Source organism: Exiguobacterium sp. s21 (assembly GCF_018617975.1).
GTDB classification, from domain to species: Bacteria; Bacillota; Bacilli; order Exiguobacteriales; family Exiguobacteriaceae; genus Exiguobacterium; species Exiguobacterium mexicanum_A.
Genome location: NZ_JACSLF010000010.1, coordinates 1 through 25439, shown reverse-complemented (window position 1 = coordinate 25439; position 25439 = coordinate 1). Strand labels below are relative to the sequence as shown.

Below are 25439 nucleotides of genomic sequence, written 5' to 3'. Positions count from 1 at the left end.
GATTAAATTCCTCCTTCAAGATAATCGTTGACACTGTTCCCGATATTCGTTCGGGGTGATGCCAACCTGTTTTTTGAAGACTTTTCGGAAATATTTATCATCCGAAAAGCCGACCGCTTGGGCGACTTCATATATACGTTGTCTACTCGTCTCAAGGAGACGTTTCGCCTCGAGCATCCGGATCGACAGCAAGTATTCGGATAAGTTGACGCCGTACTGCTGTTTGAAACGACGCGATATGTATTCGCGGCTCAAGTAAAAGCGTTCGCTCATCCCTTGTAAGCTGAGTTCTTCCGCATAATGGCGCTCGATGAACGCACCGATCTGTAGAATCGAATCTTCTTCGGCAGGAGTGACATCCGCGAGGGCGCGTGCCAGCGTCTCGTTCAAGACGTCCGGGTCGATCGGTTTCAACAAATAGTCGAAACTACCGAGCTGAATCGCGCGCCGCATGTACGAATATTCGTCATAGCCCGTCAAGACGATGAGTTTGGAAGCTTCCGCCTCCGTATGAACCCATTCCATCAACTCGATGCCGTTACAGCGAGGCATCTGCAGGTCCGATAAAATCAACGCCGGCCGTTCCTTGGCGATGATTCGTTTCGCTTCTTCCCCGTCCTGTGCCTCAATCACTTTCGTGACCCCGAGCCGTTCCCACTCCCCGAGCAGTTTCACTGCTTCCCGTACCGGCGACTCATCGTCGACGATCAATACTTTCGTCATGACGCATCCGCCTCCTTCACGGCCGGGAAACGCATGACGATACGAAATCCGCCTGTCTCTGGTGTAGCCAACATAAACTGAGCCTCCCGATTATAGTTTAACATGAGTCGATCGCGAATGTTCTTTAAACCGGTACCTTCTGCCCCATGAACCGGCGCTGTCGATAAGTCGATTCGCTCTTGTAGGGCATCGAGCTCTCGAACGGGGATGGGCCGACCACTGTTCTCGCAACGGATGACGAGGTCTGTCCCGGATTGCTGAACGTGCAGGGAGAATCGGTTCGCCTCCGTTGACCCGTCCCGCTCAAATCCGTGTTTGAAAAAGTTCTCGGCGAGCGGCTGCAAAATCATCTTCGGCACAATCAAATCGAGGAGCGGCTCCGGCACATCGACCTCAATCTCAAATTGATCCGGGAAACGGACTTGCTGCAGCCGAATGTAAGACGTGAGGTGGTCGACTTCTCGCCTAAGCGTCACCATCGATTCGTCCGGATGCATCGTGTAACGCATCATCGACGAGAGTTGGGTAATCAGACGGTACACCGTCTTACCGTCCCCTTTCAACGCGAGCGTCCCAATCGACTGCAAGGCGTTGAATAAAAAATGTGGGTTCGTCTGGGCTTGGAGCGCTCTCAGTTCATTCGTCCGATTTTCGAGCGCTAGACGATATTCTCGTTGAATCAAATCGTCAATGCGTTCGATCATCCGTTTGAATTGCCGTCCGAGCACACCGAACTCATCATTTCCGAGGGAATCGAATGAGACCGTCATGTCCCCTTGTTCGATTCGCCAAATGTTCGACGTGAGCGTCTTGATTGGAGTCGTCAAACGCATCGAGGCATAGGTCGCCCCAATCAATGCCAATACGAGCGACACCATCCCGACGACAAAGATGATGAACGACGTCCGCGACGCCGGCTCGGTCAACAATCGATCCGGTATCGATTTTCCGACGTAGAACGTCTGGTTCTCAAACTCGAACGCTTTGACGATACGGTGATGCTTTCCATCGCTCGACAGCGAGTTCGTCGATACATTTTGCGGGATTTCACCGTCACCGAGTTGTGCGAACACTTGATTGCCTCCCCCGACGAACCAGAGGCTCTCGCTCGGATTGTTCTGTAGTGAGGCGAGTTGGCCGATGAAAATGTCCTCCGGAATATCAATCGACAATATCGCGAGTGGCTGATCCGTCTCGATTTTGTCGAGTCGGAAATGGAGTGTAACGACCTGCTCTTCCGAGACGAGCGGCCCGAAATCATGATAGGGCACGAGCGGATGCGAGGCCTCAAGCAGGACGCGGCTCTCCTCATATTTCAATAGTTGTTGCTGAATCTCACTTGGCTGCCGTTTCGAGCGCGGGGACACTTTCATCTTATAGGCGGCGAACGAATCCATATCCTCAAGCATGAGCAGTTGAATCTGGGCCACATCCTCACGGGATAAGTACATCCCGAGCAGCGCCCGTCGTACCTCGAGTTCAGTCTGTTCGAGCGACAGTCCCGGGCCGTACTCGAGAATATCGAGCACATCCCGATTCGCATACAGACTGGTCGGCAAGCGGCTCAAGTCCGAGACATACCGTTCCATCTGTAGTGTGCCTCGCTCAAGCGACCATTCCGTGAGCTGAAGCCCCCGTTCCCGCTCCCGGTCTTTGACGTACCAAAAGGAAATGATCGTCGCCAAAATGACGGGAAAGATAATCGTCAAGGCAATCATTCCCGTCAGCTTCGTCCGAATGCTCATCCACGTATCGCCTCCTCGCTGTCATTATATCACGGCTTATGCAAGCGTTTGCAACAGCTGTTGTTAAAAAGGTTTATGGCCACATGCATGGCCATAAACCTCTCTGTTCACTCGTACGATTGAATCAATTCGATGATTCCTGTTGGTTGACCGGAGTCGGCAGCGAGTTCAGCCGGGGTCATCCCGTCCTCGTTCTCAAGCGAGACGTCGGCGCCGTTCTCAAGCAACAACCCAACCGTATCGATGTCCACGCCTTCATTATAGAGCAAGTTATGAAGCGGCGTGTCGCCGTACAAGTCTTGCGTGTTGACGTCAGCCCCGTCTGCCAGTAAGGCCTCAAACTCTTCGTACGTTGCGGCGTTGTAGGCAAGTTCTTGAATCGGCTCTTCTGCCATGGCATCAAGAGAGCCGAACCCTTCTGAGAAGCCAGTCAATCCGTCGCTCGTGAACAACCAGGCGACAATGGCCACATTGACAATGACACTCAATACAATCGTCCCGATAATCGACCCTTTGACATACCCTGCCGTCTTGAAGACCGGAACGTTCGTCTCACCGGCGTTCGTCGCGATGGCCGCAATTCGTTTCGGGAGTGGCGGATGTGTCGATAACAACTCGCTCAACTTGGCGATAAATCCGTTCTCACGACTCGCTTCAAATAAGTAGTCAAACTCGCTCACTTCTTTTGCCAATTTGCCACCGATGGCAAGAATCGTGAGGGCACGTTTCGATGCCGCCTGATCTTGAATATGATGGGCGGCCATACGGTCACACGTAAACTCACAAGCACGCGAATAAGCCGACCCTAAAAACGGAATCCAACCGCCGAGCATCATCGCCCATTGTTTTTGGACATGATTTCGGCGAATATGTGCCAACTCATGGGCAATGACAAATTCGACTTCTTTCGTATATCCGTCACGTGACAACTCGACGACATCCGAATACAGAATGACCATGTTCTTTTGGAAGAAACGAGTCGCAAAAGCGTTCAAGACGCCTCCGGCTTGAAGAATGTACACGTCTGGGAGTAAGCGAATACCCATTTCCTGCCCGACACGCTGATACGTCTGATACAGGTCGGCGAATTGACGCTCCGTGACTTTGACGCCGTTCGTGCGAATATATCCGATTTGGAGCCAGTGTGTGAATAGAGACAGTGCTAAAATTGATCCGATCACCCATAAAAAGATGCCGAGCGAGGCAATCGTGAAGACGATTCCTAGCACCACCGTCAACACGCTGGCGGCGACGAGCAGTCCAAAATACAATGTTTCGTTCTTATGTACCAATTGCGATTGTTTCATGTAAAAATCCCCTTCATTTTCCATATGAAGTCCATTATACCGGATAAATGGATGTATTCAACAAAAAATAGAAACTGACACGTATGTCAGTTTCTATTCGATCGTGAGGCGATACAGCTGGTCGTCCCCACTTCCAGGGTTGCCACGTCCGTCCGTATTGTTTGTGATGTAGTAAAGTCCGTCGTCTTCCAACCAGACGTCACGGATGCGACCTTTATCCTCGACGAGCGGGATGACCTCACGTGATTCCCGGTCGATGGCAACGAGGCGATTCCCGCGCAGCGTCGCCATATACACGTAACGGTCGTCGGCAACAATGCCCGACGGTGCCCACGACGTCTCCCCGACCTCGAACCATGGTGTCTCGAGCCCATCTCGTTCTTGGTCTGCCTCGATGAGCGGCCAGCCGTAGTTGTTACCCTCTTCGATGATATTCACTTCATCGTGACCGGACGCCCCATGTTCACTCGCATAGAACGTATCCTCGATTTTCGTCAAACCTTGAGGATTGCGGTGTCCGGACGAATAAATCCAATCGGTCGGATTGCCCGCTCCGGATAATGGCACCCGTAACACTTTTCCGGCAATCGATGTCTCGTCTTGAGCCAGTTCCGGCACGAGCGCATCTCCGGTCGTGACCCAAAGCACGTCACCATCGAGCAACAACCGTCCGCCGTTGTGGAACTGGGCGCCTGGGATCTCATCGAGCACGACAGCCGTCTCTTCAAAGCGCTCCCCGTCCCACGTCAATTCGACGACCCGGTTTCGTACGTCCCCAGGTGTCCCGTACGTATGATAGGCGTACACTTGTCGGGATGTCGTGAAATCTGTCGTCAAGGCCAGGCCGAGTAAACCGCCCTCACCGATTTCGAGCACATCTTCTTCGAGGACGACCGGTTGTCGGTCGAGATTCCCGTCCGCATCGATGACGGCAATCGTGCCGCCGCGTTCCGAGATGAGCCATCCGTCATCGGTTTCTGCGATTGACCACGGTGCCTCTAACTGTTCAACAATCGATTCCGTCGCACCAGTCGACACGTCGTCTTCTGGCTCAGTTGGTTCCGGATCAGGTGCCGTGTCAGACGGTGCTTCTTCGGTCGACTCTTCGACTGGTGCCTTTTCAGGTTCCGGCGCCTCGGTCGATTCCGAGGCACAACCGGCAACAAATACGAGCGACAAAATGAACATCCATCGTCTCAACATGATCGCCTCCTTTTCACCATCATACCGTGTCGTTAGTTATCGCGTGAAGATTCGGGTGGGCTAACCGGTAAACGCAGCGCAATCAACAGTGCGATGAATGCGGCAAGTGCCGCACCGATGAAGACCGTGTTCAATCCCGTGGCGATGAGTTGCTCGCCTTGGAGCCGGACCGTCGTATTTAACGTCTCGGTGACGCTTCGATTAAAGAACGATTCGAGTGATACGTCGCTCAAGCCCGCCTCGTCACGGAAGCCGCTGAGCACGATAAAGTTGAATACTGCACCGAACACGGCAACACCGAGCGTCTGACCGACGGTACTCAAAAATGAGTTCGCGGCCGTCGCGGTCCCGCGTTGCCGGTAAGATACGACGGTCTGCAAGACGACGATGAACATCGGTTGCGACAATCCGAACCCGACGCCGATGATGGCAACAGCGAGATAGACCCACGCGTCCGCGCTCGCCGGGTTCATGAGCGTCAAAATGATCGTCCCAATCAAGAGCAGGCTCATTCCCGTGACGGCTCGGCGGCGTGGTGACGCCGCCCCAAGCGTCCGGCCGCCGATAATCGACGTGAATGTCCAAGCGACCGAGAGTGGCATGAGCATGAATCCGGCTTCGGTCGCTGATTTCCCAAGGACGGCCTGTGCCCAAATCGGGATATAGGCCGACATTGACACGAGGACCCACGCCGCGAAGAAGACGGCCCCATTGATCGACGCGATGATTGGTTGTTTCAATAATTCGAGTGGCAACAACGGTGTCTTCGCCCGTCGTTCCGATAAGAAGAAACTGGTGAGCAAGATGACGCTGAAGACGGCACTGGCGACGACCGAGGCCGTCCAGACGTTCGTCTCGCTGAACGTGATCAGCCCATACAAGAACGCCGTCGTACCGAACGCGAACAACAACGCTCCTTTGACGTCAATCCGTTCCGTCGTCTCGGTCACGGTCTCTTTATAGAACGTGACGATCATGATGAACGATAAAAGTGCGAACGGTACGTTCAATAAGAAGACGTAACGCCAAGACAACGTCTCGACCAAGAACCCGCCGATGACCGGACCGAGAACGCCCGATACGCCCCACACCGCGCTCAAAATCCCTTGAATCTTGCCGCGCTCTTCGTATTTATACAAATCGCCGATAATCGTCATCGAGATCGGTAATACCGCACCGGCGCCGAGCCCTTGAAGCGCCCGGAAGACAATCAGTTGTTCCATCGATGTGGCAAGTCCGCAAAGAAGTGAGGCGAGCGTGAACAGCCCGATTCCAAATAACAGGACACGCTTTCGGCCGAACAAATCGGCCACCTTCCCATAGATTGGTGTCGATACCGCCGTGAACAGCAAGAAGGCGGCAAACACCCAGCTCACGAGGGCAGCCCCATTCAATTCGCTCGCGATGACCGGCGTTGCGACGGAGACGACCGTCCCTTCAATCGCCGCTAAAAAAGTCGCCAACAACAGCGCGACCGTAACATTCTTTCTCATTTGTTTCATCTCCCCAATAAAATAGTGGTGCCGGAAGGTTCCGAGCACCACTTCAACTGTCTATTATTTTGTGCGAGCCGCGCCGGTTTGACAAGCCTCAACTTCCGATTCGAAAAAGAAACGTTTGATTTCAGCATAAGCCGCCGCTTCGTCCGTGACGAGGACGCGACCTGCAAGCCGACCGTCCTTGAGCATCCATACTTCATCAGCGAGCATCGCTGCCACATCAAGCTGGTGTGTCGAGCAGACGATCGTCGCACCACGCTCAGCTTCTTCCCGCAACAAGCCACCGAGCAGACGCATCCAAGTCGGATCGAGTCCGTTCGTCGGTTCATCGAGGAGCAAGATGTCAGGTTTCGTCACGAGCGCCTGCGCCAGTAGGAGACGTTGACGCATCCCTTTCGACAACTTCCCGACGGCTCGGTTTCTCAATCCATCGAGACCGACGCGCTCCAACAGCGCTAAATCTGGTTTCACGCCTTGCCATAATGTGTAATAGGCGTACGTCTCACCGACGGTCCAAGACGGATCGAACGCAAAGTCGTCTGGCATGTATCCAAACGTCCGATGGTACGCCTTCCCGTCATCGATCGTTCGACCGTTCAAGGACACGCTCCCGACGCTTGGGGGAATCGTGCCGTTCATAAGATTCAACAGCGTCGACTTCCCAGCCCCGTTACTGCCGCATAAAGCGACGACCTGGCCTGAGTCAATCCCACCGTCAAGCGGATGGAGCGCCCATGACTCGCCGTATCGTTTTCCCACTTGATTAAGTTGAATCATGTCGACCCTCCCGTCGTAACCACCACGCCGCCGCGCCCAACATACTGAGAATGACCCCGATGATCGTCGCACCGACGACAGCCGTACCGACCGGGCCGTCGAGCCACCCAATAAACGTCTCATAGATGGCCCCGAACAAATCGGGGGCCGCCAATACTGCGCTCACCCAGACGCGCAACAACTCAAATCCGTTCAAAAACAAGGCGCCGACCATCGCTTCCGCCTGAACACCGTATGGTATCCATGCAATGACACTGACGAGCACCGTCGGCCATAACAAAATCAAGACCGTCCAAACGAGGAAAGACATGAGGACGGCTTGAAGCCGATTTCGACCGATGACGCCAACGAATGTCCCGAACGCCGCCCCATACGCGATGAGCCCGAGCGAATATGCCCAAAGGACGACCCACGTCTTGAGAGGCATCGATACGAAGAATGACGAGAGCGCATAAGCGAGCGTGACAATTAAAGCCTGCGTCGCGAGAAATGCGGTGTAACGCATCCAGACGAGGCGAAACATCGATAGCGGGTACGTCGTCAAGAGGCGCAAACGTTTCGATTCCCGCTCCCCTCCCCACTGGAGCGCCGTCGTCAACATGACGAAAAACGGTAAGACGAGTCCGATGATGGTGAGTAATGTCGCGTTGACGTTCGTGTAGGCGGTCGCCACCGGTAGCGCTTGTCCGAGACCGCCAAGCAGCACGAGCGTCACCATCCAGGTGAACAGGAAGACGTAACTCTCTTTTTGACGTAACGTGCGCGACCACTCGATCCGCCACAACATCATTTACTGTCCGTGGCCTTCTGAGGAATCATTCTCACTCATCTTGCTGTCATCATCTGCGTTCATCTTTTTATGCTGTTTCATTTCCCCGCGCTCCCATGAATGGTCTTTCAAGTCGTCGAGGTCCATGACCATGCCGCCGTTCTCGTCCACGTATGCCTCAGCATCCGCTTCCTTCGCAAACGAGACAATATTGTAAGCCATCGGTGTCTTCGACGTCTTATCGTAGACGAATGTTCCTTCTTCAAGGTCGACCCATTCTTTCGTGTTGTAGTCTTTGACGTACATAGCTGCGATGTCTTCTTCTGTCTGTTCCGGATACCAGTCCCGCATCAAACAACCGATGTCATCGAACGCATAGCCTTTTCCGTTGTCCATGATCGCCTCGGCAGCGAACTGTTCGTCCATGATTTTCATGTTACATACCTCGCATTCGGTCTCGCCCCATTCGATGTCAAACGGTTCCGCCGCCGCGCTTGAACACGCACCCAATGCGAGCGTCAATCCTGATACGGTAAGTAATCCTGCCATCTTCTTATAAGTAATCATCTTGTTTCCTCCCAAATCGCCATAATAAAATCAATAATCCACTTAACACGGTTGCCCCAACCGTTCCCTGCCACTTTAACTCGAACGTCGTCGCCCGCGGCGAAACATCGGTGAGCGTGACCTCATCGGGGCTCCTGAGGATACGCTCGAGTACGGTCAACCCTGGAGCCCCGTACAGCAATTCAAACGCTTCATACGAATCAGCGAGCAAAAACAAATACGGGTCGGCCCGATACGGGATCTCGCTCTGCCCGTCCTGGGTCAAATCGAGTGTCTGCCCGCCCCATTCGTTACCGACAATCACGTTATCGGCCGCTTCAAATGATACGACGGGATAGCGATTGTTCGTCACATCGTTCCCGGTCAACGTCATCCCGTTGGCCCGTTTCATCCTTAGGCCGATATCATTTCCGTTCACACCGTTATCATGGATTGTCGTCCATTCCGATTTTTCGGTATAAATGCCGACGCGGTTCCCATAAATCGCATTGGCACGGACGCTCGTTTCAACCGCTTCGAACAGCATGAGTCCCATTCCTGTCGCACCGACTTGATCATAGATTTGTCCATTCTCGATACGGACGCGCTCGGTCCCCATCACCATCGCGCCAGTTTCATTGTTGTGCAGATTCGGGGACACAATCGAGACGTCCGTCGGGAACATAAGATGAACGCCGTATCGTGAGTTCGTGACGAGCGGCCGGGTCAACTCGTGTCCGGTCCCGTTTTCAATATAAATGCCGTCACGGACGTGGTCGACGATGGCTCCTTTGATGACTGTCGCCTCGCTATCCTCGATCGAGATTCCTTCCTCCTCACCCTTCCCTGTCACGTTCGGTCGAATCAACCTGACCCCGTAACTGTTCTCGACGGCGATCCCGGTCCCGGTCGCCTCAATCGTAACGTCGATGACTTGATGGCCGAGTCCCACGACGAGCACCGCGGGTACGGTCGTCCGTTCGCACTGTTCGATCTCGACGTTCTCGAGCACGGCCCCGGTCCCTTCGAGTTGAAACGCAGGATGTTCACAACTACTGAATCGCTTTCCTTCACCGTTAAACGTTTCGTTCGATTGAATCACAATCGGTTCTTCGAGCGACACCGGTTCCTCGTTCGCTTGAACAGTGATCGGTGAGAAGAACCATAACGCGAGTAACCCGCTTAGTCGTTTCATAACCCCTCCTCTTGATCAATCGCTTACAGAACATATTGTACGAAAACCCAGGGGGGTATGTGTGTCATTTTTATGGGATTCATGTGACAGTTTTTTCATAAAAAAAACACAAGTGGCGAAGGGGTCATTTCGCCGCTTGTGTTGCTATCATTTCGCCTTATCGGCCCATACTTTCGTGAAGTCTTGAAGCATCTCGTCGCCTGTCTTTTGACCGCCAACGTATGCTTGCATCAGTGCGCCATACTCGTTGACCGCACCATCCGGATACTTGAACCAGTTCCACGAGATCGTCTTGCCTTCGTTTGAATAGGCCAAGATATCGTCTGCAAGTGGTCCAAGGTCGTTCGCTTCAATCGATTTGAACGCTGGGATAAATTTGAACTTGTTGACCATGTAATCTTTACCCGTATCAGACGTCGCCATCCATTCGAGGAAATCCTTCGCTTCTTCCTTATACTCGGAGTTTTTGTTGACGACCCAGTTGTTCGGGACACCGACCGGGAGGCGGTCCATCTTCTCTTTGTCATCATTGATCGGAATTGGCACGAAGCCCATCTCGATGTCCGGGTTCACGTCAAGAATCATCTGTTGCGCCCAGTTCCCTTGTTGAAGCATCGCCGTCTCACCTTGAGCGAACTGAGTGACTTGCGTGTTATAGTCCGTCGTAAGTGGATTTTTATTTCCATATTTGATCGTGAGGTCGAACAGTTTCAAGAACTGTTGGAATTGCTCGTTGTCCTCGAATTTTCCTTTATTCTCGTTCAGCGCCTGGATAAACGCATCCGGATCGTCTTGCTGCGCCATCGGAATGTTGAGCAAATGGATACCGAGAATCCAGAATTCGGCATAACCGACCGAGAACGGCGTGATGCCTGCTTTATCCAACTTCTCAGCCGCATCCGTCAACTCAGACAACGTCTTCGGCAGTTCGCTGATGCCCGCCTTATCGAACAGCTCTTTATTATAGATGAAACCATAGCCTTCCAAGTTCATCGGCATCCCGTACAGTTTGTCATCCATCGTCATCGGTTCTTTGGCCACTTCGGTCAAGTCACCGACCCATTTCTCGTCCGACAAGTCTTCCAACTTGTCTTTCCACGTTTGTGCTTCGGTGAACCCGCCGTTATTGAAGATGTCCGGTTCATTGCCTGACGCGAACTGGGACTTGAGCGCTGCCCCATAGTCAGCTCCGCCTCCGACCGTTTGGACGGTCACTTTGACGCCCGTCTCTTCTTCGTATTCTTTCGCCATCGCCTCGAGGTCTTTGGCGATTTCCGCCTTGAACTGGAAGACGTTCAACGTGACGTCTTGTTTGTCCCCGCTATCCGCGTTCGCATCGTTCGATCCTTCATCTTCCGTAAGCGACCCGCCGCCACAGGCCGCAAGAGTCAATACCATCCCAGCCGTCATCACGGCGGTCGATAATCTCCATTTACGTTTCATTTCGCTTCCTCCCTAAGTATAGAGTCGACAATCATGATTCCAATCGGTACACCCTAACTTTAGATGAAAACGCTTCCATTATGTAGGTGTCAAAATTGACGTGTAGGGTGGAAAATGTTGCACAGAAAACCAGGACTTTCTTATTGAAAAAGAAAGTCCTGGTTTTAGTTTCTTCTATATAATTACAACAGGCTGATTCCGGTTTCTTCACACGCGGTGATCATCTCACTCGGCCAAACCGAAGATTGGACTTCGCCGATATGGCGGGCACGAAGCAAGTACATGGCGACACGGGATTGCCCGATGCCCCCTCCGATGGTAAGCGGGAGGCGTCCTTCGAGGACGGCTTGGTGGAACGGGTACTTCCGTTTCTCTTCGGCACCGGCTGTAGCCAACTGCTCAGCGAGTACCGTCTCGTCGACACGGATCCCCATCGACGACAATTCGAACGCCGATTCGAGTTCCGGGTGCCAGACGAGGATGTCGCCGTTGAGTGACCAGTCATCATAGTCGGCCGCACGACCGTCATGCTTATCGCCCGAGGCGAGTGCGCCGCCGATTTGCGAGAGGAAGACCGCACCGTACGCTTTACAAATCGCGTGCTCACGTTCTTTTGGCGTGAGCGTCGGGTAAAGGTCTTCGAGCTCTTGGCTCGTCAAGAAATGAATCGACTCTGGCAAGATCGCCTCAATCCCGTACATCGTTTCGACCGTCTGTTCCGTCTCGCGGAGTGCCGCGTAAATCGTTTCGACCGTCGCCTTCAAGTACTCCGTCGTCCGGTGTTCCCGAGCGATGACACGTTCCCAGTCCCATTGATCGACGTGGAGTGAGTGTGTCGCGTCGAGTTCTTCATCCCGACGGATGGCGCGCATCTGTGTGTACAACCCTTCACCGACTTCGAATCCATAACGGCCGAGCGCTTCACGTTTCCACTTCGCGAGCGACTGAACGATTTCGAGTTCGTGTCCCGGATACTGCGTATCGAACTGGATGATGCGTTCGACACCGTTCAAGTGGTCGTTGACACCGCTCGCCGATGTGACGAACAGTGGGGCCTGAACTTGTGTGAGTCCGAGCGCCGTGCTGAACTTGTCTTCGAATGTCGCCTTCACTACTGTAATCGCCTGTTGTTTCGCTTTCATCTTGCTCATTGCTGTTGTTGTCATGTTTTCTTCCTCCAATTGTGGGATTTCGGGATGGAGCAATAGAAAAAAGCCCTCCAATCCCATGGACTATGGGACGGAAGGCTTCAAGCTCCGCGGTGCCACCCAAATTAGTAGACGAATCTACTCACTTTTTCGAGACGAACATCTCGTAGTTCCGATAACGGGGAACAGTCCGGCTACGTCTACTTGCAAAGCGTTCGGGTAGCGACTCCAGGAGGTTCTTCGACAGAGATTTCAGTCCGGGCTCTCACCTTCCCCGGCTCGCTTTGCTTACGTCTTCTGTGTACTCGTCCTTTCAATGTCGTTCACAATTGAATTGACCCAATTATTATAAATATTCCGACAAATGTCAACAGCTTTTTTCAAAAAAAATTCTCCCCCGTGTAGCGGACGGGGGAGATCCCTTGGGAAGGGTTATTTGATCGAGCCGCTCGTAATCCCTTTGATAATATGCTTTTGCATACCGAAGAAAAAGACGAGGAGCGGAACGATCCCAAGGACTAAACCTGCGAGTGCCAAATCCCATTGTTTTGTATATTGTCCGAAGAAATAGAACGTCGCGAGCGGAATCGTCCGCAGTTCGATGTCTCGGAGGACAAGTGAAGGTAACAGAAAGTCGTTCCAAATCCAAAGGCTGTTCAAGATGACGATTGTCACCGTGATCGGTTTTAAAAGCGGGAACACGATGCGCCAAAAGACGCCCCACGTCGAGCAACCGTCAATGATGGCTGCTTCTTCGATTTCTTCCGGAATCGACTTCATAAACCCGTGATATAAGAACACGGAGATGCCTGACCCAAACCCGAGATACATGACCATCAGTCCCCAATGGCTATTTAACAGCCCGAGTACGCTCGATACTTTCACGAGCGGAATCATGATTGACTGGAACGGGATGACCATCGCCGCGACGAACAAGAAGAAGATGACCGTCGAAATCCAATGTTTCGTCCGGACGAGCTTCCAGGCCGCCATCGATGTGAACAACACGATCAGTAGGTTCGCGCCGGCCGTGATGAGGAGCGAGTTCAAGAAGACGCGTCCGTAGTTCATCGCCTCCCATGCCTCTGAATAGTTCGAGGCGAGCCAAACGTTCGGCAAGGCAGACGTATTCGTGTAAATCTCGGCGATTGATTTGAACGAGTTGACGATGACGTAATAGAACGGGACGAGGTACAAGAGCCCGAGTAAAATCGCCACCAACTCGACGAGACCGAGCCCCGCCGTATATCCGCCCGTCCGCAACGGCTTTTGCGGCAACAATTGTCGTGGTGCCTGATCGATATTCGCTTCGATGCGTTCAATTTTTTCCGTCGTCATGCCTCCACCTCCCGCTTTTTCGTCAAGTACACTTGCGTGACGGTAATCGCCGCGACGACGAGGAAGAAGATGACTGCTTTCGCCGAGCCGAGTCCGTAGTTATTATTCACAAACGATTCGGTATAGATGTTCAAAGCGAGCATCTCCGTCGATTTGAACGGCCCGCCGTTCGTCAGTGATAAGTTCGTATCGAATACTTTGAACGACCATGAGATGGTCAAGAACAGACAAATCGTGATCGACGGCATGATCATGGGGAGGGTGATATGACGAAGCATCTTCAACCGGTTTGCCCCGTCGATTTTAGCCGCTTCAAGTAAATCTGTCGGCACATTTTGAAGCGCCGCAATGTAAATGACCATGACATAGCCCCCACCTTGCCAAATGGCGACGATGACGATGCCCCAGAACGCCGTCTGAGCGTCACCTAGCCACGGCAGTTCGAACAGACTCCACCCGGTCAATGCACCAATTGATTCAAAGCCCTTCACATAGATAAACTGCCAAATGAACCCGAGAATAAGCCCGCCAATCAAGTTTGGCATGAAAAAGACGGTGCGCAGAATATTGCGCGTCTTAATATTCATCGTCAATAGTAAAGCCAATAGGAAGCCGACGATATTCGTCAGCACCACGGCCACGAGCGTATATTTCGTCGTAATCCAGAACGAAGCGCGGAACTGTTCATCTTCAAATAAAATCCGATGGTAGTTGTCCAGTCCGACCATATTCAATTGCCCCGTCACACCGTTCCAATCTGTGAAACTGTAATAAATCCCGTTGAAAAATGGAATAAGCACGATTGCCACAAATGCCAAAAAGGCCGGACCAACGAATGCGATAAAACTCGCCGGCTTCTTCCAATTTCGTCTCCGTTTGATTCGTTTCGGTGTTTCTGTCATGTTCATCGCCTCCACTATCAACTTACCTTCCTGGACCAAAAATGAAAACGGATACATTTGACGGAAAGGGTGGAATATATTGCACTCAATGGGTGAATTCTACGAAGCGATGGGTTATGATAAACTCAATGACAACACGAACGAGTCTTCCCTAACGAAAGATTAAACCTTGATTCCGGGTCGATTCACGAATGAAATGTACTAAATAGGTTATAATGTTCGAAAGCGGAGGGATTTTATACATGACGACGATTAAACCGTTATCCGACCTAACAATTGCCCAACAAGCCGAGATGCTACCTGTCAAAGAGATTGCGGAAAAACTCGGTTTACAAGAAGATGACCTCGATCTATACGGGAAATATAAAGCCAAGTTATCATTCGATGTCATCGATCGGATGGCGACTCGAGAAGACGGGAAACTCATCCTCGTCACGGCGATCAATCCGACTCCAGCCGGCGAAGGAAAGTCGACCGTGACCGTCGGACTTGGACAGGCGTTGAATCAACTCGATAAACAAGCAATCGTTTGTCTACGTGAACCATCACTCGGTCCGACGATGGGCTTAAAAGGCGGTGCGGCCGGCGGCGGTTTCAGCCAAGTGTTGCCGATGGAAGACATCAACCTTCACTTCACAGGTGACATGCATGCGATCACCGCAGCTCATAACACGATCAGCGCCATGCTCGATAATCATCTTCATCAAGGGAATGACCTCGGGATCGACGTCCGTAAAATCGTCTGGAAACGTGTCCTCGACTTGAATGACCGTGCACTTCGTCACGTGACGATCGGACTCGGCGGCAGTGCCCACGGGGTACCGCGTGAAGACGGATTTGACATCACCGTGGCGTCTGAAATCATGGCCATCCTCTGCCTCGCCGATTCGTTGACCGACCTCGAGGCACGCATCAAGCGTATCGTCGTCGCCTACGATCAAGACAACGAACCGATCACGGCCGAACAAATCGGGGCGGCTGGTGCCGCGACACTGTTGTTGAAAGAAGCGTTCAAGCCGAACTTGGTGCAAACACTCGAACAGACGCCCGCGCTTGTTCATGGTGGTCCGTTCGCCAACATCGCTCACGGCTGCAACTCGTTGATTGCGACAAAAACTGCGCTCAAGCTCGGTGAATACGTCGTCACCGAAGCGGGATTCGGAGCCGACCTCGGTGCCGAGAAGTTCTGTCACATCAAGTCACGCATCGGTAAATTAAATCCGGACGCTGTCGTCCTCGTGGCGACAGTCCGTGCCTTGAAAATGCATGGCGGCGTCGCCAAAGACCAACTCCACGTCGAGAACGTCGGAGCCGTCGGGAACGGATTAAAACTTCTCGCCAAACATGTCGAGACGATGGGGAAACTTGGCTTGCCGACCGTCGTCGCCCTCAACCGATTCAATTCAGACACGACCGAAGAGTTGGCGGCCGTCCTCGACTGGTGTGAAGCGAACCACATACGTGTCGCGCTCAGTGAAGTGTGGTCAAACGGAGGCCAAGGCGGACGCGCGCTCGCCGAGGCCGTCATCGAGACGATTGAGTCGAATGAGAGTGCATTCACCCCGCTCTATGCGTTGACCGATTCAATCGAACAAAAAATCTTGACGATCGCCCGTGAAGTGTATGGGGCGGCCGACGTCACGTTCACCGCGACCGCAAAAAAACAAATGGCTCAAATCGAAGCGAACGGCTGGCAACACTTACCGATTTGTATGGCAAAGACACCGGTCTCGCTGTCAGACGACCCGACGAAACTCGGTTACCAGCACGGGTTCACTGTGACCGTAAGAGAGTTGAAACCGTCGGTCGGCGCTGGCTTTCTCGTCGCCTTGACCGGAAACGTCTTGACGATGCCGGGTCTGCCCAAGCAACCGGCCGCCTTGAATATGGGAATCGACGAGACCGGTAAAGCGATCGGATTATTTTAAACGACACGGAGGGATACAGATGGACGTCACGGAACATACGTATGCGGACGGGTATCGGACGCATGTGCTACACATTCCCACCTCACAACCAATTGGAAATTGCTTCATCTTTCACGGTATGCTCGAGCATCACCGACGATATGTCGAATTCGCTGATTTTTTGTCAGAAATTGGTTTTAACGTATTCCTATGCGATCTCCGCGGTGCCGGTTCTTTGGCACGGGATCAGTCCACTTACGCCCACTTGTCTCCACATGAAGGATTTGATCAAATGGTTGATGACGCTATCTCACTCCTCGATCACTATCAAGACGAGTTGCCGACCGTCGTCCTCGGCCATAGTTTCGGCTCACTGCTCGCCCGTCGCCTCGGGCAACGGTTAGGTCATCGCCTGGCTGGCGTCATCGCCGTGTCTCCGCCTCCACATTCGGGATGGATCGGGCGGATCGGACTGTATGCGATCGATTTTGCCATCCGGTTCAAAGGGAGCAACTATAACTCTCGCTTTTTCGAACGCTTACTATTTGGACGGTATAACTTGAAATTCTTACCGGCCACGACCGAGAGCGATTGGATTTCAAGTGTTCCTGAAGAAGTATCCGCCTATTTAAATGACCCGAATTGCGGCGGAATTCCGACGCTCGGTTACTTGCACGAAGTAGCGCGCGCATCGCTCGATGTGACGTCTACCGCTCGAATCCACGAACATCCGAAAACGTTACCGATGTTGTTCGTTGTCGGGGCCGACGATCCAGTCGTCCATGACGGTGAAGGACTCACGGGAATCGTTCATAAACACCAAGTTGCCGATATCGAGTTGACCGTTCTCACCTATGACAATGCCAGACATGAGATTTTGCGTGAACGACAACGACAAGACGTGTGGACCGATATCGGCGATTGGATGGGTCAAACCGTACAAATCACAAAAAGAACCTCCTATTAAATGGAGGTTCTTTTTAATTTACAAAATAATACATATCCATTCTAATTCATTTACCTTTTTTGTAATTCCACTCCTTCTTTCCAATTTTCAAATAAGATATACTTAGACCGCAAAGCCATATACGAATACTAATTCACAAGTTTGTATTCACCGAAAGGGGTAAGACATTGAAACCAACGATCACAAGATTGAGTACAGCCGTACTGCTTTCTAGTACATTATTTATTACACAAGCGCCGACTCAATCATACGCAGCAACGTACGAAGGAACAGTGAATACGTCAATTTTGAATGTTCGCTCCTCAACATCTACAGCCTCACCGATTGTAGGAAAACTTACAAAGGGCAGTGTCGTCACTGTCTACTCAACAAGCAATAATTGGGCTCAAATTGACTTCAATGGCCAAAAGCGATACGTCTCTGCCAGTTATCTGTCTTTAAAATCGGCTTCTAATCAAGAGACGGCTCAACCATCTAAAGAATATATTGCTCAAGAAAACGTGAATGTAAGAGTTTCTCGGACGACTTCATCATCTATCATCACGACCATTCCTAAAGGGTCAACCGTCACTTATTTGGCATCCTACGGTGCTACTGGTTCATGGTTAAAAGTGTCTTACAAGGGAAAAACCGGATATGTAGCGGCACGTTACTTTACAATTAAAGATTCCTCTACTGTCGTTCAGCAATCGACCTCTGTGAATTATGCAGCAACAGCAACGGTTAATTTACGTTCAGGTACTTCGACAACAGCTTCGATTATTGGGAGTGTGCCAAAAGGAAGCATTGTCAGTTATATTTCTTCACATGGTGCGTCAGGATCATGGATGAAGATTAAATACAATGGAAAAACCGGGTATGTCGCAGCGACATACTTCACTAAAGTTTCTTCCGGTTCTACTCCTTCTACGCCTTCTTCGTCATCAACTCATACGACAAAAGAGGCTGTTAGCTTGAAGCAAGGAACATACAGCAGTGCAAAGACACTTACAAGCATTCCTTCAGGGGCACACGTCACATTAATTTCCTTACATGGAGCGACTGGATCTTGGGCAAAAATCACGTATAACAAGTTGACAGGATATATTCCAAACCGTAGCTTGCAGTCGATTGAGAAGCAAAATACGATTTCACTTTACACACAACGCAACACTGCGGTCTATAAAACCAAATGGACGGCTGGCACTGTCTTAAAACAACTCCCACTGAATACAGAGGTTAAACAACTATCTGATTTGGGATCATGGATTAAAGTGTCTGTAGGATCAATTACCGGATACATTCCGAAACGAGATCTCGCTGAGACAAAAGTCGTGGCAACAATCACTCCGTATTTTGCTCAACAAGAGGCCTTGATGTATACATCAAGATGGACATCGAGTAAAGTGATTCAAACAATTCCATCAGGGGCAAAAGTCGAACATCTTGAGACCTATGGAACAAACAAGTCGTGGTATAAAGTTCGCTATGCGAATCAGACAGGCTATGTCGCATCTCGCAACTTTGCGTTAACGCCTCCTGTAACAGAACAATACGGAACCGAGCGGGAAGTCCAAGTCGTAGTCGCGAACAATGACACATTAAGAGTTCGTAACAAGCCATTAGACGGAACTGTCATCGGTCATCTAACTAACGGGACAGTCGTCAAAGTGAAACCAATCGTCGGCAGCGACTGGGGACTCATCTCGTACCTCCTTAACGGTTCGCTCGTAAAAGGATATATCTCTCTCACGTATACGAAACCGTACACACCGCCTGTCGCCGGCAGTAAAGAAATGGTCATCACCGAGACGGCCTACCCATATACGCTCGCATCGATGGTGACAAAGCAACGCAATGTATTCTCTCAATCGGATGCTTATCGGGACACGAACGCATATGTGCATAAATCATTGATTACAAAGAGTAAGACGGGCGAACTGTTCACGACGAAACTTCAATACTTGAAATCGACAGCTTCGTCATCTGCCGCGACGCTTGCCACGTTACCAAACCATGCGAAACTCGCATACCTCGGTGCTCAGCAGGTCGGGACCGTAACATGGTATAAAGTTAAGTATGGTTCGCTTACTGGTTATGTCTTGGCGACCGCGACCGCACCGGCGGGAAAAGTCTCAGCAACCGAACTGTTCGCGACTCGATTCCAATATTTGAAGGCGACCGCATCGTCAACGTCTACAAACGTGACGAGCGTATCAACCAACACCAAACTTGAGTACTTGGGGACACAAAAGGTCGGCTCGAAAACTTGGTATAAAGTAAAATACGGCGTATATACCGGTTATATGAACGCCATCTATGCCGTTGGAAGCACCAACGTCTTGAAGGACGCCTCGATGACTTCCCATTCATTCGGAGTCATCAATCCGGGTGAAGAAGTCGCCATCACAGGGGAGACGGACCAGTACTACACAATCACTTATTATCGCCCAAGCGGTTATGATATTCGTGTGTATGATCGCTCTTGGCGCCGGGCGACAAACGAAGAGATCACACGTCACGTGTCACCATCTTCGTTCGCCACGACATCACGGGAATATTTCCAGTTCCTCGATTTGTCGAAGGGAGCCGATTTGACGGCGCCTGTCTTGAACAAGTCACTCGTCGGTAAAGGGATTTTAGAAGGACGCGGTCAAGCGTTCATCGACGCCTCTCGCACGCACAACGTCAACGAGATTTACCTGTTGTCGCACGCATTGCTTGAAACCGGGCACGGGACGTCCGCCCTCGCCACCGGGATACTCGTCTCAAGCGTCGACGGCAAGGCCGTCACACCGAAAACCGTCTACAACATGTACGGCATCGGTGCGATTGATGGGAACGCCCATGTCAAAGGTGCTGAACGCGCTTATAAAGAAGGTTGGTTCACACCGGAATCCGCCATCATCGGCGGCGCTAAATTTATCGGAGATAAATATATCAACGACCTGGATCTCAAACAAAACACGCTCTATAAGATGCGGTTCAACCCAAGCAATCCAGGAACGAATCAATACGCCTCAGATATCGCTTGGGCGACTAAGCAGACCACTAACATCTACAACATGTATCAAGATCTCGAATCCTACACACTTTACTTCGACGTTCCAAAATTCCAGTGAGACACAAAGAGACACGCAGCCGACGATGGCGCGTGTCTCTTGTTATGTCCATTCGATTGAGTCGACGATTGCTTCAATCTCTACTTTTTCATTCGTCACTTCATCGGCGACGTACGTCAAAAATAAAAGTCGTTTCCCGTCTGTGAGTGACCAGACGTCGAGATGCATGCCGTCTTCAATTCCGCTCGCATAGGCCGTCGTCATACCACCGGCCTCCGACGTGACGCTTGGGGCGACTTTGACGTCGATCGGGAACTCGCCTAAGAACGTGTTCAACTCTTGAAGCGCGGCGTCACTCGGGGCTTGCGCTTCCTCCGCTTCATAGATGGACATTTGAAGCGTCCCTTGTGCGTCTGCCTCGACCGAGTAAAAACTGACGTGGTCTTCTTCTTCGTTATATTCAAAGTGTTCTGGGTAGGATAGACGGATCCATCCGTCAATCTCGTATTCCTTCATGCTGTTTGCTCCTTCGTCTTCTTGAATGCTAGTCCAGTCACCATTTTTGCTTGAAGCGCATATTTGAGACGCTCCGTCACGTAAAGGCGTTGGCTGTTTCGATCTTGGGCAATCATATGCCCGAATAAATTCAATCTCACGGTTTGTCGTGATAAAAAGTAGAGCCGGTCCGGGTCTAGTGGACGATACTCACCAGAGTCCTCGAGATGTTCAATCTCAAAGCGGCGTAACACATTGAGTGCACAGTATTGATCCGTTTTCCCGGTGCTCGTGTGTAACTCGACGCGAACGAGTTGAATATCGTATGGGCATAAGTTCATAAAAATCGGGCTAATCCGTTCGTGGATGAGCAAAACGCCCATATCCGTCTCAATCAAATCGGGAAGCGCCTGCTTGTCTTGAAAGATACTCAAGACGACGTAAGGACGTTCAGTCGGTGCGAGCAATTCCCCTTTAAAAAAGCGGAATCGTTGGATGCCGGTCAATACACGGGCTCGCCAGGCACTGCCCCGAGCTTCCGCTTCAATCCGATATAGCCTTTCTCGACTCACGACTACTCCCCCTTCAATTGTTTGAGCGACGCGACGAATCGTTCCCACTCCTGGTCGTCACAGACGACCTTACTTTCAATTCCCCATTCTTCATCGATAGTCAAACGTACTTCGTTCGTTTCGAGATGACGCGTGAGCTGTAACGTCCCGATTTGGACGAATAACGGTTCAATGATGAACTGATCGGTCGCCGGACTGACCCATTTCAAGCGCTCTGTCCGGAGAATCACATGCCAATTCGCCTCACGGCTGATTGAGAATGTCCATTGGCGCAGCTTCGTCTCATGATTAATTTGTTTGACTTCTTTCATCATCCGAAAGCCCTCGCTCATCATCTGTAAATAGGATTTACGCTCACTCATGCCCCATCCACTCCTCTCTCCTATTATCTTAGCAAGACGACCTAGCCGCAACAACCAATGTTTTTTCAAAAAAGGGTTTGCAAAGCTAAAATCTTGTGCTATTATATTACCGTAACGTTAAGCGTTTCGCGGGTGTAGTTTAATGGTAAAACCTCAGCCTTCCAAGCTGATGACGAGAGTTCGATTCTCTTCACCCGCTCCATTTTAAAATTTCATATGCGGGTGTAGTTTAATGGTAAAACCTCAGCCTTCCAAGCTGATGACGAGAGTTCGATTCTCTTCACCCGCTCCAATTACCGACATATACGCGAGAATTTGCTCGCACACATAACCGCACGGTACACCGTGCATGAAGCAGGACGTCATTCGACGTTCTGCTTTTTTTTGTTTTTTACGATAATAGCAGTCATACCGGCGACGCTTAAATGATGACGATTCGGGAAAAGGATGGAAGACAAGAAGGAGGGATTCCCGTGATTCAAGTACGTCTTTACCCGTTCACTGTTTACGAAAGTGCACTCATGCGAACGACTTCGACGTTGATTGAGACGAATGAGAGCTTAATCGTCATCGATCCGAACTGGCTGCCTGAAGAGATTGCCACCACCCGCCGAGACGTCGAACTGCGTCGACAAGGCAAAAAGCTGTATGTCATCTATACGCACCAGCATTACGACCATATTATCGGTGCCTATGCGTTTCCCGATGCGACCGTCATCGCATCTCAGGCGTTCGTCGAGACGGATGCGCGCTCGCAGTTAGACGAGATCCAGTCGTTTTATGAGCAGTATTATATCGATCGCCCCATCGTCAAACCGGCCGTCGACATCATGATCTCCGAGGACGGGACGCTCGCACTCGGCTCTACCCCCATCACGTTTTTATTGACGCCAGGACACGAGTCGACCCACATGTCTTTAATCGTCGAGCCGTTACGTCTGCTCGTATGTGGCGATTATGCCTCCAATATCGAGCCCCCGTTCATCGAACACGATGCCGAGGCGTATTTGACGTCGTTGCAGAAACTTCAAGCTGCCATTTACGAGTATGAGATTCGGTGGCTCATTCCTGGCCACGGTGACTTGTGTGACGACCGTAGCAAAATGATGGAGCGACTGAGCGCCGCCGAAGAATATATCCTCGCCTTGCCAGAAGAACGCGTTTGGTCTCCCCATTGGCCCGAGCACGCCTTTTTCCAACGCGTCCATGAACGGAACCGTAAGCACGTCGAACAAAAAGCGAAAGATCGCGAGTCACGGCAGCAAGATTATTGACACAAAAAAATCGCAACGTCTCCCCAAGACGTTGCGATCCCCCCTATTATGTAGACCTATTTTTTTGTGATGCGCTCTGAACGGACCGTGAACATACGGTCAATCCCATAAATGGTCACGCCGGTTAAGGCGAGCAATCCAATCATAGCTGATGAAAACATTGACCATACCCCCATTGTTCACAAATTCGTCAAAATCACCCCGTGCCTTCATTATAGAAGAAAACAAACAAAAAAGAAAGCGTTTTCTTCTAACTTTCTTCACAATTTTATCACCTCTTTGAGTTCCCATTTGCTTGTCCAGCCTTGCGCAAATATGTGTAGCTTTTATGGAATGTGGGAATACACTCTATAAGAATAAAGAGACAGAAAGCTGTTCGTTGAGGAGGAAGAGGCATGATTAAGTACGGCACATTGGTGCGGGTCGAAGGGAAGTATGCCGTGTTACGTTGGAACAACGGCTCGAGTTTCATCCCAAGACGATTCTTGCCATCAGAAGCACGTGTTGGCGATACAATCATTCGAGACAATCATCACTATTATCTCGAGGAAGACATGACACCGAATTTTGATGCGCTCATCAAACAACATTATAAAAAGTAGACAAAGACAGACCGGTTCACTCCCAGTCTGTCTTTGTCCGTTCATTTACTTTGTTTTGTCTCGCAACCAATCGAAATCGACCGGTCCGACTTGTTTGGCGGTGATCACACCGTCTGATCCGATGACATAGGTCGTCGGCATGGCCACAATGCGATACGTTTTTACAGCCTCGCCGTCTTCGTCTAACAGGACCGGGAAACTGAGCGGCACTTCTTCTAAAAATGCATCGACATCTCGTCGGCCGCGACGTTCATTATTCGTGATGTTCACGCCTAGCACAGGGACGCCCGTCTCATCGCTAAATTTAATCAGTTCAGGTAGTTCTTCACGGCACGGAGGACACCACGTCGCCCAGAAGTTCACTACAACCGGCTGTCCATTGTAATCGGCGAGCGATAGGCGTTCCCCTTCGACCGTCTCCAGTTCAAGGGCCGGCGCGCGTTGACCGACCTCGAGACCGCCAAGTACGCTATCGTCCGTGGCGATGCTGACCGCCGGTTCCTTCGCCTGACTATTAAACTCGTCATATCCTTTATAGCCTAAACCGGCCACGAGGCCAGCCATGATCAATCCAATCGCTAGTTTATGAAATCGCATGATTTACCCCTTGTCCTGTGTACTGTTCACTCCTAAACTTAACTTATCATATCATTCAAAGGAGAGTAACTATCTTGCAACTTTACAACGAGAAAGTTAGCGTCACACTAAAAGCACACGGTGCCGAAATGACCAGTTGGAACGTCGACGGGACGGAGCTCCTCTGGCAAGGTGACCCAACGTATTGGGGCCGCCCCGACCCTTTTTCCGTTCGTCGGACGCCTGCTCGACGACCGTTACTTATATGACGGAATGACGTACACGATGAGCCAACACGGATTTGCGCGCGACTAACTGTTCGAGGTCGCCGAGGCAACAGACACACACGTCCGCTTTATCCTGCGCGATTCTGTCGAGACGCGCAAACACTATCCATTTTCATTCGAACTGAATGTCATCTATCGTCTCATCGGCGAAGAGTTGAGCGTGACGTATCGTGTCGTCAACCGAGATGATACCGTCCTCCCGTTCAGCATCGTCGGGCACCCGGCCTTTAATATCCCATTTGCCGAGGGGACGTTTGAAGACTATACGATTGACTTTGGGGAGACGCGAACACTCGACCGTCTATTGCTCGAAGGACCTTACTTGACGGGTGCCTATCAACCTCTCGGGGAACGCCGTTACATCCCGCTGACTCATCACTTGTTCGACCAAGATGCCCTCATCTTTGAACAAATCGAGTACGCAGCGCTTCGACATCAACCGAGCGGTCGGGCCATCGTCATGGAATCCCCTCACTTCACCCATTTCGGCATCTGGTCGCCTCCACACTCCGACGCCCCGTTCGTCTGTCTCGAACCTTGGTTCGGACACGCTGACTACAAAGGTCATCGGAAGGACATCCGCCATAAAGAAGATATGCAATTGCTTGACCCTGGTGAGTCGTTCGAGGCGACTTACACGCTCTATACCGAATAAAAAACGAGCTGACCGATGTAATCTGTACCCCTTGTAAAGGACATTAATAAAAAAACTTATGCTGATTCAAGGAGATGATTCCTGTACTGTACGGGAGTCATCTTTT

24 protein-coding genes, 2 tRNA genes, 1 pseudogene and 1 other annotated feature are annotated in these 25439 nt (G+C 51.2%); of the genes and pseudogenes, 10 read left to right on the top strand and 17 right to left on the bottom strand.

Annotation, left to right across the window (positions count from 1 at the left end; genetic code table 11):
* Window positions 1-15: 15 nt before the first annotated feature.
* The 13 genes from KNP06_RS11385 to KNP06_RS11325 form a co-directional block, all read right to left on the bottom strand.
* On the bottom strand, window positions 16-723 hold the full coding sequence (locus KNP06_RS11385; protein WP_214789111.1) for a response regulator transcription factor: 708 nt from the start codon (window positions 721-723) through the stop codon (window positions 16-18).
* Window positions 720-2468, bottom strand: a complete 1749-nt coding sequence (locus KNP06_RS11380) for a sensor histidine kinase (protein ID WP_214789108.1) — start codon at window positions 2466-2468, stop codon at window positions 720-722. The genes KNP06_RS11385 and KNP06_RS11380 overlap by 4 nt, the downstream gene beginning before the upstream one ends.
* 107 nt (window positions 2469-2575) lie before the next feature.
* Complete coding sequence (locus KNP06_RS11375; RefSeq protein ID WP_214712851.1) at window positions 2576-3775, bottom strand: M48 family metallopeptidase; 1200 nt, start codon at window positions 3773-3775, stop codon at window positions 2576-2578.
* 93 nt (window positions 3776-3868) lie between these two features.
* Window positions 3869-4975: a PQQ-dependent sugar dehydrogenase gene (locus KNP06_RS11370; protein ID WP_251129780.1), complete on the bottom strand. Its 1107-nt coding sequence runs from the start codon at window positions 4973-4975 to the stop codon at window positions 3869-3871.
* 35 nt (window positions 4976-5010) lie between these two features.
* Window positions 5011-6471: an MDR family MFS transporter gene (locus KNP06_RS11365; protein ID WP_214712853.1), complete on the bottom strand. Its 1461-nt coding sequence runs from the start codon at window positions 6469-6471 to the stop codon at window positions 5011-5013.
* 63 nt (window positions 6472-6534) lie between these two features.
* Window positions 6535-7254 carry an ABC transporter ATP-binding protein gene (locus KNP06_RS11360; RefSeq protein ID WP_214712855.1) on the bottom strand — a complete coding sequence of 240 codons (720 nt, stop codon included), beginning with the start codon at window positions 7252-7254 and terminating at the stop codon, window positions 6535-6537.
* Complete coding sequence (locus KNP06_RS11355) at window positions 7241-8044, bottom strand: ABC transporter permease (RefSeq protein ID WP_251131588.1); 804 nt, start codon at window positions 8042-8044, stop codon at window positions 7241-7243. Before KNP06_RS11355 ends, KNP06_RS11360 begins: the two co-directional genes overlap by 14 nt.
* On the bottom strand, window positions 8045-8590 hold the full coding sequence (locus tag KNP06_RS11350; RefSeq protein ID WP_214712860.1) for a nitrous oxide reductase accessory protein NosL: 546 nt from the start codon (window positions 8588-8590) through the stop codon (window positions 8045-8047).
* A complete protein-coding gene (locus tag KNP06_RS11345; RefSeq protein ID WP_214712862.1) occupies window positions 8577-9764 on the bottom strand; it encodes a right-handed parallel beta-helix repeat-containing protein in 1188 nt (395 codons plus the stop codon). The genes KNP06_RS11350 and KNP06_RS11345 overlap by 14 nt, the downstream gene beginning before the upstream one ends.
* Before the next feature lie 147 nt (window positions 9765-9911).
* Window positions 9912-11207 carry an ABC transporter substrate-binding protein gene (locus KNP06_RS11340; protein WP_034781154.1) on the bottom strand — a complete coding sequence of 432 codons (1296 nt, stop codon included), beginning with the start codon at window positions 11205-11207 and terminating at the stop codon, window positions 9912-9914.
* 182 nt (window positions 11208-11389) lie between these two features.
* Complete coding sequence (asnA, locus tag KNP06_RS11335) at window positions 11390-12373, bottom strand: aspartate--ammonia ligase (protein WP_214789105.1); 984 nt, start codon at window positions 12371-12373, stop codon at window positions 11390-11392.
* 66 nt (window positions 12374-12439) lie between these two features.
* Window positions 12440-12681: a binding site (T-box leader), on the bottom strand.
* 106 nt (window positions 12682-12787) lie between these two features.
* Complete coding sequence (locus KNP06_RS11330) at window positions 12788-13693, bottom strand: carbohydrate ABC transporter permease (protein WP_084592978.1); 906 nt, start codon at window positions 13691-13693, stop codon at window positions 12788-12790.
* Complete coding sequence (locus KNP06_RS11325) at window positions 13690-14595, bottom strand: carbohydrate ABC transporter permease (protein WP_034781156.1); 906 nt, start codon at window positions 14593-14595, stop codon at window positions 13690-13692. The genes KNP06_RS11330 and KNP06_RS11325 overlap by 4 nt, the downstream gene beginning before the upstream one ends.
* A 242-nt stretch (window positions 14596-14837) precedes the next feature.
* On the opposite strand from KNP06_RS11325, the gene KNP06_RS11320 reads away from it, so the two are divergent.
* The 4 genes and pseudogenes from KNP06_RS11320 (at window position 14838) to KNP06_RS11310 (ending at window position 20570) form a co-directional block, all read left to right on the top strand.
* Window positions 14838-16523, top strand: coding sequence for a formate--tetrahydrofolate ligase (locus tag KNP06_RS11320; RefSeq protein WP_214789103.1), 1686 nt, complete (start codon window positions 14838-14840; stop codon window positions 16521-16523).
* 19 nt (window positions 16524-16542) lie between these two features.
* Window positions 16543-17469 (top strand): alpha/beta fold hydrolase, encoded by a 927-nt coding sequence (locus KNP06_RS11315; protein WP_214789100.1) that lies wholly within the window; start codon window positions 16543-16545, stop codon window positions 17467-17469.
* Window positions 17470-17741: 272 nt separating this feature from the next.
* A pseudogene (locus tag KNP06_RS15490) lies at window positions 17742-18332 on the top strand (SH3 domain-containing protein); the annotation flags it as partial.
* Window positions 18333-18422: 90 nt separating this feature from the next.
* The gene (locus KNP06_RS11310) at window positions 18423-20570 is read left to right on the top strand and encodes an SH3 domain-containing protein (protein WP_251131587.1); all 2148 of its coding nucleotides are present in this window, start codon (window positions 18423-18425) and stop codon (window positions 20568-20570) included.
* Window positions 20571-20612: 42 nt separating this feature from the next.
* Here the strand turns inward: KNP06_RS11310 and KNP06_RS11305 are convergent, their stop codons facing one another.
* Genes KNP06_RS11305 through KNP06_RS11295 form a run of 3 tightly spaced genes read right to left on the bottom strand, consistent with a single transcriptional unit; the run spans window position 20613 to window position 21939 of the window.
* Complete coding sequence (locus KNP06_RS11305; RefSeq protein ID WP_214789094.1) at window positions 20613-21026, bottom strand: hypothetical protein; 414 nt, start codon at window positions 21024-21026, stop codon at window positions 20613-20615.
* Window positions 21023-21577, bottom strand: coding sequence for a hypothetical protein (locus tag KNP06_RS11300; RefSeq protein WP_214789091.1), 555 nt, complete (start codon window positions 21575-21577; stop codon window positions 21023-21025). Before KNP06_RS11300 ends, KNP06_RS11305 begins: the two co-directional genes overlap by 4 nt.
* 2 nt (window positions 21578-21579) lie before the next feature.
* Entirely contained in the window at window positions 21580-21939 is a 360-nt protein-coding gene (locus tag KNP06_RS11295) for a hypothetical protein (protein WP_214789089.1), read from the bottom strand.
* Window positions 21940-22067: 128 nt separating this feature from the next.
* Between KNP06_RS11295 and KNP06_RS11290 the strand changes: the two genes are divergently transcribed.
* The 4 genes from KNP06_RS11290 (at window position 22068) to KNP06_RS11275 (ending at window position 23815) form a co-directional block, all read left to right on the top strand.
* A tRNA-Gly gene (locus tag KNP06_RS11290) sits at window positions 22068-22141 on the top strand.
* A 16-nt stretch (window positions 22142-22157) separates the two neighbouring features.
* A tRNA-Gly gene (locus tag KNP06_RS11285) sits at window positions 22158-22231 on the top strand.
* A 181-nt stretch (window positions 22232-22412) separates the two neighbouring features.
* A complete protein-coding gene (locus KNP06_RS11280; protein ID WP_214789087.1) occupies window positions 22413-23213 on the top strand; it encodes an MBL fold metallo-hydrolase in 801 nt (266 codons plus the stop codon).
* A gap of 395 nt (window positions 23214-23608) precedes the next feature.
* On the top strand, window positions 23609-23815 hold the full coding sequence (locus KNP06_RS11275) for a DUF3006 domain-containing protein (protein ID WP_016508383.1): 207 nt from the start codon (window positions 23609-23611) through the stop codon (window positions 23813-23815).
* A gap of 45 nt (window positions 23816-23860) precedes the next feature.
* On the opposite strand, the gene KNP06_RS11270 is transcribed toward KNP06_RS11275, so the two are convergent.
* Window positions 23861-24412, bottom strand: a complete 552-nt coding sequence (locus KNP06_RS11270; RefSeq protein ID WP_138859961.1) for a TlpA family protein disulfide reductase — start codon at window positions 24410-24412, stop codon at window positions 23861-23863.
* A 171-nt stretch (window positions 24413-24583) separates the two neighbouring features.
* On the opposite strand from KNP06_RS11270, the gene KNP06_RS15425 reads away from it, so the two are divergent.
* Window positions 24584-24706: a hypothetical protein gene (locus tag KNP06_RS15425; protein ID WP_285801371.1), complete on the top strand. Its 123-nt coding sequence runs from the start codon at window positions 24584-24586 to the stop codon at window positions 24704-24706.
* Complete coding sequence (locus tag KNP06_RS11265) at window positions 24707-25333, top strand: aldose epimerase family protein (RefSeq protein ID WP_353048613.1); 627 nt, start codon at window positions 24707-24709, stop codon at window positions 25331-25333.
* The last annotated feature ends 106 nt before the right edge of the window (window positions 25334-25439 follow it).

Coding starts and splice junctions, on each gene's coding strand:
- KNP06_RS11385 (WP_214789111.1), bottom strand. CDS start 723: ATGACGAAAGTATTGATCGTCGACGATGAGTCGCCGGTACGGGAAGCA.
- KNP06_RS11380 (WP_214789108.1), bottom strand. CDS start 2,468: ATGAGCATTCGGACGAAGCTGACGGGAATGATTGCCTTGACGATTATC.
- KNP06_RS11375 (WP_214712851.1), bottom strand. CDS start 3,775: ATGAAACAATCGCAATTGGTACATAAGAACGAAACATTGTATTTTGGA.
- KNP06_RS11365 (WP_214712853.1), bottom strand. CDS start 6,471: ATGAGAAAGAATGTTACGGTCGCGCTGTTGTTGGCGACTTTTTTAGCG.
- KNP06_RS11360 (WP_214712855.1), bottom strand. CDS start 7,254: ATGATTCAACTTAATCAAGTGGGAAAACGATACGGCGAGTCATGGGCG.
- KNP06_RS11355 (WP_251131588.1), bottom strand. CDS start 8,044: ATGATGTTGTGGCGGATCGAGTGGTCGCGCACGTTACGTCAAAAAGAG.
- KNP06_RS11350 (WP_214712860.1), bottom strand. CDS start 8,590: ATGATTACTTATAAGAAGATGGCAGGATTACTTACCGTATCAGGATTG.
- KNP06_RS11345 (WP_214712862.1), bottom strand. CDS start 9,764: ATGAAACGACTAAGCGGGTTACTCGCGTTATGGTTCTTCTCACCGATC.
- KNP06_RS11340 (WP_034781154.1), bottom strand. CDS start 11,207: ATGAAACGTAAATGGAGATTATCGACCGCCGTGATGACGGCTGGGATG.
- asnA (WP_214789105.1), bottom strand. CDS start 12,373: ATGACAACAACAGCAATGAGCAAGATGAAAGCGAAACAACAGGCGATT.
- KNP06_RS11330 (WP_084592978.1), bottom strand. CDS start 13,693: ATGACGACGGAAAAAATTGAACGCATCGAAGCGAATATCGATCAGGCA.
- KNP06_RS11325 (WP_034781156.1), bottom strand. CDS start 14,595: ATGACAGAAACACCGAAACGAATCAAACGGAGACGAAATTGGAAGAAG.
- KNP06_RS11320 (WP_214789103.1), top strand. CDS start 14,838: ATGACGACGATTAAACCGTTATCCGACCTAACAATTGCCCAACAAGCC.
- KNP06_RS11315 (WP_214789100.1), top strand. CDS start 16,543: ATGGACGTCACGGAACATACGTATGCGGACGGGTATCGGACGCATGTG.
- KNP06_RS11305 (WP_214789094.1), bottom strand. CDS start 21,026: ATGAAGGAATACGAGATTGACGGATGGATCCGTCTATCCTACCCAGAA.
- KNP06_RS11295 (WP_214789089.1), bottom strand. CDS start 21,939: ATGAGTGAGCGTAAATCCTATTTACAGATGATGAGCGAGGGCTTTCGG.
- KNP06_RS11275 (WP_016508383.1), top strand. CDS start 23,609: ATGATTAAGTACGGCACATTGGTGCGGGTCGAAGGGAAGTATGCCGTG.
- KNP06_RS11270 (WP_138859961.1), bottom strand. CDS start 24,412: ATGCGATTTCATAAACTAGCGATTGGATTGATCATGGCTGGCCTCGTG.